We start from the raw sequence: 486 nt of genomic DNA on the forward strand, positions 1-486 counted from the left end.
ATTAGAAGCATGGCTGTTTTTGTCCGACAATCCTGACAAAAAAGTACTGCTTGTTGATTTTGATGAGCCTATGCCTGACTCTTATTTAGAATATGAAAACCAACAATACCAAGGGTTTGGACTTGGTTTAATACTTTCTCATGGAGACAAGTTCGCGATACAAAGCTCCATAAACGCAGAACGTTCCGGTCATCCTCTTCCTCAAGGTTTAGTATTTTTGCAACAATACTTGTTAGATAAAAGCCAGTGGACTATTTTCGCTCCGCAACAAGCTTGGGAATGGCACAAAAAATGACTCGCTTAAATCAGTATTGGCGTGTGCTAGCAACAGGCTTTTGTTTTTCAGTATTTGGGTTAGGTGGTTTAGTACTGAGTTTCATTGTTATTCCGACCATTCGTATTTTTGTTTCAGACCAAACGGAACGCGAATATAAAGTTCAGGGTGCGATTCGATATTCATTCAACACATTTTGTAAATTGATGAAG

The 486-nt window shown here is 38.7% G+C and carries 1 protein-coding gene and 1 pseudogene; both read left to right on the plus strand.

Annotated features, from left to right (window positions below; genetic code table 11):
• Window positions 1-295, plus strand: a 295-nt coding sequence (locus IQR33_RS08705; protein ID WP_193843636.1) for a beta-ketoacyl synthase chain length factor, incomplete at its 5' end; no start/stop codon positions are given.
• Window positions 292-486 (plus strand): annotated as a pseudogene (locus IQR33_RS08710) (1-acyl-sn-glycerol-3-phosphate acyltransferase); the annotation flags it as partial. The gene IQR33_RS08705 and the pseudogene IQR33_RS08710, both read left to right, overlap by 4 nt.

The organism is Vibrio sp. OPT46 (assembly GCF_015163535.1).
Classification (GTDB): domain Bacteria; phylum Pseudomonadota; class Gammaproteobacteria; order Enterobacterales; family Vibrionaceae; genus Vibrio; species Vibrio alginolyticus.